The sequence below is a fragment of the Verrucomicrobiota bacterium genome (genome assembly GCA_016871495.1).
GTDB lineage: Bacteria > Verrucomicrobiota > Verrucomicrobiia > Limisphaerales > VHDF01 > VHDF01.
In genome coordinates, this window is sequence record VHDF01000054.1 from 23,708 (window position 1) to 30,963 (window position 7,256).

The window sequence follows — 7,256 nt, forward strand, 5'->3', positions numbered from 1 at the left end:
TCACGCTATGCCGAACGACACTCGTTATGCCGCGGGATTGGATTATGGGACCAACTCGGTCCGCTGTTTGATCGTCCGCGCCGAGGACGGGGCCGAAATCGCATCCGCCGTTGCCGCTTACGCGTCGGGAGAAGAAGGAATCCTGCTCGAGGCGCGCAATCCGGATCTGGCCCGGCAGCATCCGCGGGATTACTTGGACGGCACCCAAAAGGCGGTGCAAGCCGCGTTGGAGCTGGCCCGTCAAGCCGATCCCGCGTTCGAACCCGCCCGGGTGGCCGGAATCGGCATCGACGCCACGGGCAGCACTCCCCTGCCCATCGGCCCTGATCACCGTCCGCTCGCGTTTCAGGATCGATTCGCGAACAATCTTCATGCGATGGCCTGGTTGTGGAAGGATCACACCGCCACGGAAGAAGCGGCGAGTTTGACGAAGCAAGCCAAGCGCGAACATCCCGAGTATTTGGCGAAATGCGGAGGCACCTATTCGTCAGAATGGTTCTGGGCGAAAATGTGGCATTGCGCGCGTCAGGCTCCGGAAGTTTCCCGGGCGGCGTCGCATTGGATCGAGTTGTCGGATTGGATCCCGGCGGTCTTGACCGGCACCGAGTCTCAGCCCTCGAGAAACCGATGCGCGGCCGGTCACAAGGGACTGTATCACGACGCTTGGGGCGGCTATCCCAGCGACTCATTTCTGGGCGGATTGCATCCGGAGTTGGCCCGATTTCGGAAGCCTTTGGGCGGGGTACGCGCCAAGTCCATGAACGAACCGGCCGGACGGCTGACGGATCCTTGGGCGGCCCAACTTGGATTGCCGGGAGGCATGCCGGTGGCCGTGGGCGCGCTGGATGCCCATTTCGGCGCCGTGGGGTCCGGCATCCGCCCGGGCGTGTTGGTCAAGATTCTGGGCACATCCACGTGCGATATCATGGTGGCGCCATTGGACCCTCCCCTGCCTGACGTGCCCGGATTGTGCGGCATGGTGCCGGGGTCGGTGCTCCCGGGTTACTACGGTCTGGAAGCCGGACAAAGCGCGGTGGGGGATTTGTTCAACTGGTGGGTGCATCGCATCGCGCCGGCCGGCGCGACCCACGATCGTTTGTCCATGGAAGCGGGTCAACTCGCGCCGGGGGAATCCGGGTTGCTGGCGCTCGACTGGAACAATGGCAACCGCACGGTGCTGGCGGATCAGAGGCTCACGGGCTTGCTTCTGGGTCAAACCCTGGCGACAAGGCCCGCCGAAATCTATCGGGCGTTGATCGAAGCCACGGCTTTTGGCGCCCGCATGATCATGGAGCGCTTCGAGGATTTTGGCGTTCGTGTCGAACAGGTTGTGACCTGTGGCGGCATCGCCGAGAAGAGCCCCTTGGTCATGCAGATCTACGCCGATGTGACGGGACGGCCGATGCGCATCTCCAGGTCGAGCCAAACCTGCGCATTGGGAGCGGCCATCGCCGGAGCGGTGGTCGCAGGCCTGCATCCTTCAGTCCCGGCTGCATGCGCCGCCATGACCGGCGTCAAGTCTGCCACCTACGATCCGAATCCGGATTCCGCCCAGGTCTATCAGGAGTTGTTTCCACTTTACCGTGCCCTCCACGACGCGTTTGGAACCAGCCAAACCGCCCTGGATATGGGCGCCGTCATGAAGCGCCTGCTTGAAATCAGGGATCGAGTGAGGAATCTGTGAACCGTTGACCACGGCGAGCCCGCATCTTTCCCAAAGTGCCATGGCCTGGACTGGCCGTCCCTTCCCCCCTGGGCTAGTGGCGGGCAGAGGCCTTGAGAACCCATGTTGATCGTCGCCGCCAGGGAATTTCGGGCTGCGGCCAAGCGCCGCTCCACATTCACCCTCCGCTGGCTCACGGCGCTGACAGCGTTCGTGCTCATGCTCTGGCTCTTCTGGCTGTTCGACGCATACAAGCACGCCGCTGCGATTCCCCGGGTCTTTACGGCCATGTCGCACGTCGCATTCTACTATTGCCTCCTGGTCTCCGCGGCCCGCGCGGCCGACGCCATCAGCGCGGAGCGGCGCGACGGCACCCTCGGCTTGCTGTTCCTGACCGATTTGCGAACGCTGGAGGTCATGGCGGGCAAACTGGTGACGCACGCCGGCGTGGGAGCCTATGGATTGCTGGCGATCTTTCCCATGCTCGCGGTCCCCATGCTGCTGGGGGGGATTACTTTCAATCAGTTCGCCTGGACCATCCTGAGTTTGTTGAACGCGATGTGGTTTGGAACCACCCTGGGACTCGCGATCTCCGTGATCAACTCCAGGCAGCACATGGCGATCGGACTTTCCCTGGCCTTGGCGTTGCTGTGTGCTCCAGGCCTGACCGCCCTGGCCGAGTTGCTCCGGCACTTCAAGTTTCCTCCATGGGCCGTGGATCTCACAAGCATGTTGAGTCCTTGGTACTTGGTGGGCACTCCGATCTGGAGAATGACGGTCAAGCCTTGGGAAAACCTGGCCTCGGTGGGAATGGTTCATGCCATGGGCTGGGTATTACTGTTCGCGGCCCTCCTTGAACTCTCCCGGAGCTGGCGGGACTCGGCGGGGATTCACGCGCTGTTCACCGTGTTGAAGTCGCGAACGGCGGCGACCGGGGGCGGCCGAAGCGCCCGCCAGGCGGCCTGGAGAACTCGCATGCTGGACCTCCACCCGATCTTCTGGCTCGGAGGCCGGAGCCGAATCGGGTCGAAACTTTTTCTCGCCGCCGCCGTGCTGCTGATTCTTCTGAATTTGGGGGTGGTGACGAAATTTGCCGCGGCGCAATTCAAAGCCGGGCCCGCCTTCGGATCGCTGATCGGACACACCATGACGTGGTTTGGCCTGGCGGTCTTGCTGCATCTTTGGACCGCGTACCAGGCGGGACTGGCGGCATCCCATCGTGTCGCGGAAGATCGGCAGACGGGCGCCTTGGAGCTCATTTTGAGCACCCCGCTTGGGTTGCGGTCGTTCTCACGCGGACTGTGGATGGCTTTCGCGCGAGCCCTTTTTGCTCCGGCTGTTTTCGCCACGCTGGTTCATCTTTTCTTTGTCTATCATATCGCCCAACTTTTCTTCACCGAGTTCAGCCAGCGAGCAGGCCCATTCAGCAGCACCAGCTTCCCCCAATACTTGTTCGACTGCCTGGTGGTTCCGCTGGCGGCGCACCCGGTCAACCAGTGGCTACCTTATTTTGTGGGACGGATCATGATCATGGCTTGGTTCGTGTTGGCCGCCAATTGGGTGGCGATCGGCTGGGTCGGTCGATGGCTGGGTTTGCGGATGAAGCATACCGGATTGGCTCCCTTGGCCGCCATGGTTCTGGCGCTCGTGCCGCCCTGGATCGGATTTGGAGTCACTTGTTACTTCCTCGATACAGCAGGCGTCTTCAAAGGACCCGAAGAAAACACTTTGCCGCTCGGACTCTGGCTCGCAGCGTGCTTTGGATTCGGGCATGCTTTGATGTTGTCCTTGTGGGGCCGGCACCGTTGGTGGCGCTATTTCAGCCTCGTGGTGTCCGAGAAGGAGGCGTTCAAGGAGCGTGGCATCCATGGGCCGACCTTGATGCGATGGATGGGCTACGCCGTGGTCACGATGGCTTTGCTGGCATCGGCGAACTACGTCTTGCAGGCGATTTACACCTCGCGAGCCAAGTCTCGCTGGGAGGCGGTTCGGCAACGGATCGAAGGGCCGGGCCCGAGGCAAACGTATGCGTCGATGGCTCCTCCGGATCCCGGGGATCACTTGAATTTCGCCCAAGGCCCGGCTTACTCCCGGTGGCTTGAGTCCAATGGCGGCGACTTGACGGCGAGAATCGACGAGTCGCCGGCTTACTTGCAGGCCTCCCCGATCCCGGCTCGATGGAGCAAACATCAGAAGGCTGATTTGGAAGGTATTCTTGGAACCTGGGGGAGCAGTGGGAACAAGGAAACGGGCCGCGTTTCCGCAGCCCTTGAATTGGAGGAAAAAATGGCGGCGGCCGGAAAGCTCTTGGACCAGATCAACCTCGATTCAAAGACGCGAACCCATTATCGCTCCCTGGGGACGCAGAACCACGCAGCGGTATTCTCCAAGGACGCGGTTGCCATGCTGCGTCTCCTGAGAATGGGAGGATTGCTCAGTTTGCGCGCTTCCGTTCGCGTGGCCCAGGATCGCACGGATGAAGCGTTCGAGGACGTGCTGGGAACCCTTCGGCTGGCGCGCATCGCCTCAACTTCCATTCACCAACATTCATCCCTGGCCGCACACGGAATTCTGCTGCAGGGACTCCAGCCGGTTTTTGACGGGTTGGCGGAGCGAAAGTGGAAATCCTCTCATCTCACGAAACTTCAGACCGAACTGGCCTCGGTGAATCTCCTCCGACTCAATACCAACGCCATCATGAGAATCGCCTGGGCCCACGCCGATCGAATTCTCCTGGACGATCCCTCGATTCAACATGCCCGCATCCCGTCAAGCTGGCTCGGCAAATACACGAAGTTGTTGGAATTCTATCGGGGCGTGGAACTGGCGATGTCCCGAGTCGATGTGGAACGCCAACGCGTGGAGGAGTCACATGAACTCTGGAACATGATGAATTCCATTGGACTCGAGTACGCAACCGTGCAGATCCTCGCTCCCTTTCCTTGGGTGAATGCCACTTCGACGTCGGTCGTGTTCGCTCAAACTTCGATCCATCAAGCCGTCCTGGCTTGCGCCTTGGAGGTTCACCGGCAGCGGCAGGGGGCGTTCCCCTTGAGTCTCGAGGCATTGACGCCCCCCTTGCCCGGGGGGATACCGAAGGATATTCAACGGGGATTGCCCCTTCATTATCGAATCCTCACGAACGGGTTGTTCGAAATTCGGGGATCCGGACCCAACCTCCAAATTGAACCGCCGGACAGGCCGGGTGCAGGGGACGACTGGGTGTGGTCTTACGAGCCGCCGGCAATCCCCAAACCGGCAACTGCTGTTCCCGGCATGGTCCGATAGTTTCAGCGCCGGAGCAGATCGAGGAGTGAAAGGCCCGCCGGAGCGAGCACCCATCGCGCCCCCTCCTTCCGGACCAACTGGCGGCAGGGGTGTTTGAGACGCTCATCCTGATTCACTTCGAGCACCTCGACGGACGTTCCCGGTCCGAGTTCTTGTTGGGTTCGGGGAACGGATTTGAAGGGCACACCGTTGAAGTTAAACCACACGTCGTAACCCGCGATGGCCGATGGTTCGATGGGGCGATCCCACTGGACGAGCGCGGGCTGGCGTTGGGCCCAGGCCCATGCCGCGTCGCGCAGGCGCACGCGAAACATCATCGGCTGCGACCTGAGGAATCGCAGCAAACTGAACTGATGGCCATGCTCGGCCTGGGCGAGAAAGAGCCATCTCGGATCCAGCCCCAGAAGGTTCCTGCCGTTGTAGAGTCCGTGATCATTCGTTTGTCCCGGCAGATGTTTTCGAAACCATTCCGCAAACCGTGGGCTCGCCAAGAGATCCACTTCGAAATGCAGATGCGCCCGGTCTTTGGAGATGCGTTCACGCGTGTTGGTGGTGCGGCCCATGCGGCCGAGCACCTCGCCCGACTTGACCCCGACTCCATTCTTCAATCCCGCTCGAATTTCGCTCAAATGGGCGTAGAGCGTCAGCACTTCCAACCCCTCGATGCGGTGTCTCAGGACCACGTATTTCCCATAGTTCGACAAGCCGGAGTGCCGCGACACGTGAACGACGACGCCCTCCGCGGAGGCCCAGACTGGATCGAGGGGTTCTCCCTGTGGGTCCCGCGAGACGGCGCGAATGTCGATGCCTTCGTGCACGCGGGATCCGCCCGACCGAACGCACCCGAAAGTGCCGGAAGTCCAGCTTGAGCCGGCGGTGCCGACAAAAAAGCGTGCCTCGCCGCCCGGTTCGAGCAGGGCCTGGTTGGCGGTCGGAAAGCGAAACGGCGGGGCGGCGGCGCCCGTGATCGCGAACCACCCAAAAACAGTCAACCCCAGCAGCGCGGTCTTCACGACTTTTCGGGAAAGTGCTCGGTCTTGTTTTGGCGTCTCTTGAAATTATTCAATCCGCGCACAATCCGTTCCGCCTCTTCGCGACTGGCGTCCGGAGTAAACGTGAGAATGCCGTCGGTGACCGTCTGAACGATCTTGACGGCCGCCAGCCATCGCATTTCCCCGAACTCGCTAAAAATCGCGATACGCTGGCCGCGGGCCGCCTGCGTGATGGTCTCCAGATGGAATCGCCCCCGTTGATCGAATTGCAATTGAATCGCGAACCCATGCCCCAAGTCCACCAGCGCAGCCTCGATGATGGAGCGCTCGTCAAGAAAGGACTGATTGTGAATGACCATCTGAATCGGCGATGCGCGCAGCACGGAAACATTGGAAGTGTAGGGCACCTTGTCGGAAGAAGTCTCAAGATGCAGGCGCAGCAACGTCATTTCCTTTTTCTGTTTCCTCTCAACCGTCGTACCGCAGCCGCAGGCCGACGCCGAGGCCAGGACCGCGACGACGAGGAGATTGAGGTTGAAGCCCCGAAGGCGAAACATCATAGTCCGCCTACCCAACTCAATTGAAGTGGCAAAGTAAAGTTCTATGAAGCAATCGAACAAGATCCAGAAACGCGCCCGGCGCCAGGCTTACAACAAGCGCCTCAAGGCAAAGGCCAAGACGAAGAAGACCGCGAAATAGCCGCAGTCTGGGTCGAACAATTTCCGTCCCTGTTCACGAAGCCGCCGTCCCCACGGCGGCTTTCCTCATTCTCCAGTCGGTGCATCCTGAATCGGATCCATGATCAACCATCGTCGGGCCGCTCTCTTGATCCTGCTCTGGCCCGCCCGCCGATGTTCGGTGCAGCAGAGTCTCCTCCCGCCGGCCGTTTCCCGGCGGTTCTCACACCGAGCCATTGAGCAGGAAGAGGGCTTCGGATGGCACTGACTTCAGTAGAATAGCTGAATTATCGGACTTCGATCCACCGTGTCTTGATGCCTCCGCCAGCGATCACCTTCCCGTCGGTGCATCCCGATGTTGCCGGTGATGCAGGTAGGGCGCGTCCGTCCCGGCGCGCCGCCGGAGCATGATGTTTTGCATCCAGTGGGCGGCGGGCTGGGACAGGCCCGCCCTACCAACAACATCGGGATGCACGGCCTTCCCGTCGCTCCCATTTCCTGCACTTTCCTTTTGAACGACGGCTTGCTCAGATGAGCGCGTGAACTCCCGCCGAATTTCGAATGGCCTGCTCGATCAAGCCGGCCGGGTGTTCCTGAGTTTACTCCCAGCGCGATCATCACTCCGTCCGATGGGCC

Annotated in this window: 5 protein-coding genes; 3 read left to right on the forward strand and 2 right to left on the reverse strand. The window is 61.0% G+C overall.

All coding sequences use genetic code 11. The annotated features are described in order from the left end of the window. The first annotated feature begins 7 nt into the window (after positions 1-7). Both FJ404_12610 and FJ404_12615 read left to right on the forward strand, forming a co-directional pair. Positions 8-1,684: a ribulokinase gene (locus FJ404_12610; GenBank protein ID MBM3823706.1), complete on the forward strand. Its 1,677-nt coding sequence runs from the start codon at positions 8-10 to the stop codon at positions 1,682-1,684. Between the two features lie 102 nt (positions 1,685-1,786). Further along, positions 1,787-4,951: a hypothetical protein gene (locus FJ404_12615; GenBank protein MBM3823707.1), complete on the forward strand. Its 3,165-nt coding sequence runs from the start codon at positions 1,787-1,789 to the stop codon at positions 4,949-4,951. 2 nt (positions 4,952-4,953) lie between these two features. Here FJ404_12615 and FJ404_12620 read toward each other — a convergent pair whose 3' ends face one another. Together FJ404_12620 and FJ404_12625 are read right to left on the reverse strand one after the other, a co-directional pair. Continuing rightward, positions 4,954-5,964: a M23 family metallopeptidase gene (locus FJ404_12620; protein ID MBM3823708.1), complete on the reverse strand. Its 1,011-nt coding sequence runs from the start codon at positions 5,962-5,964 to the stop codon at positions 4,954-4,956. Next, a complete protein-coding gene (locus FJ404_12625) occupies positions 5,961-6,503 on the reverse strand; it encodes a hypothetical protein (protein ID MBM3823709.1) in 543 nt (180 codons plus the stop codon). Before FJ404_12625 ends, FJ404_12620 begins: the two co-directional genes overlap by 4 nt. Before the next feature lie 472 nt (positions 6,504-6,975). Here FJ404_12625 and FJ404_12630 point away from each other — a divergent pair, with 472 nt between their 5' ends. Next, complete coding sequence (locus FJ404_12630; protein ID MBM3823710.1) at positions 6,976-7,155, forward strand: hypothetical protein; 180 nt, start codon at positions 6,976-6,978, stop codon at positions 7,153-7,155. Positions 7,156-7,256 lie beyond the last annotated feature (101 nt).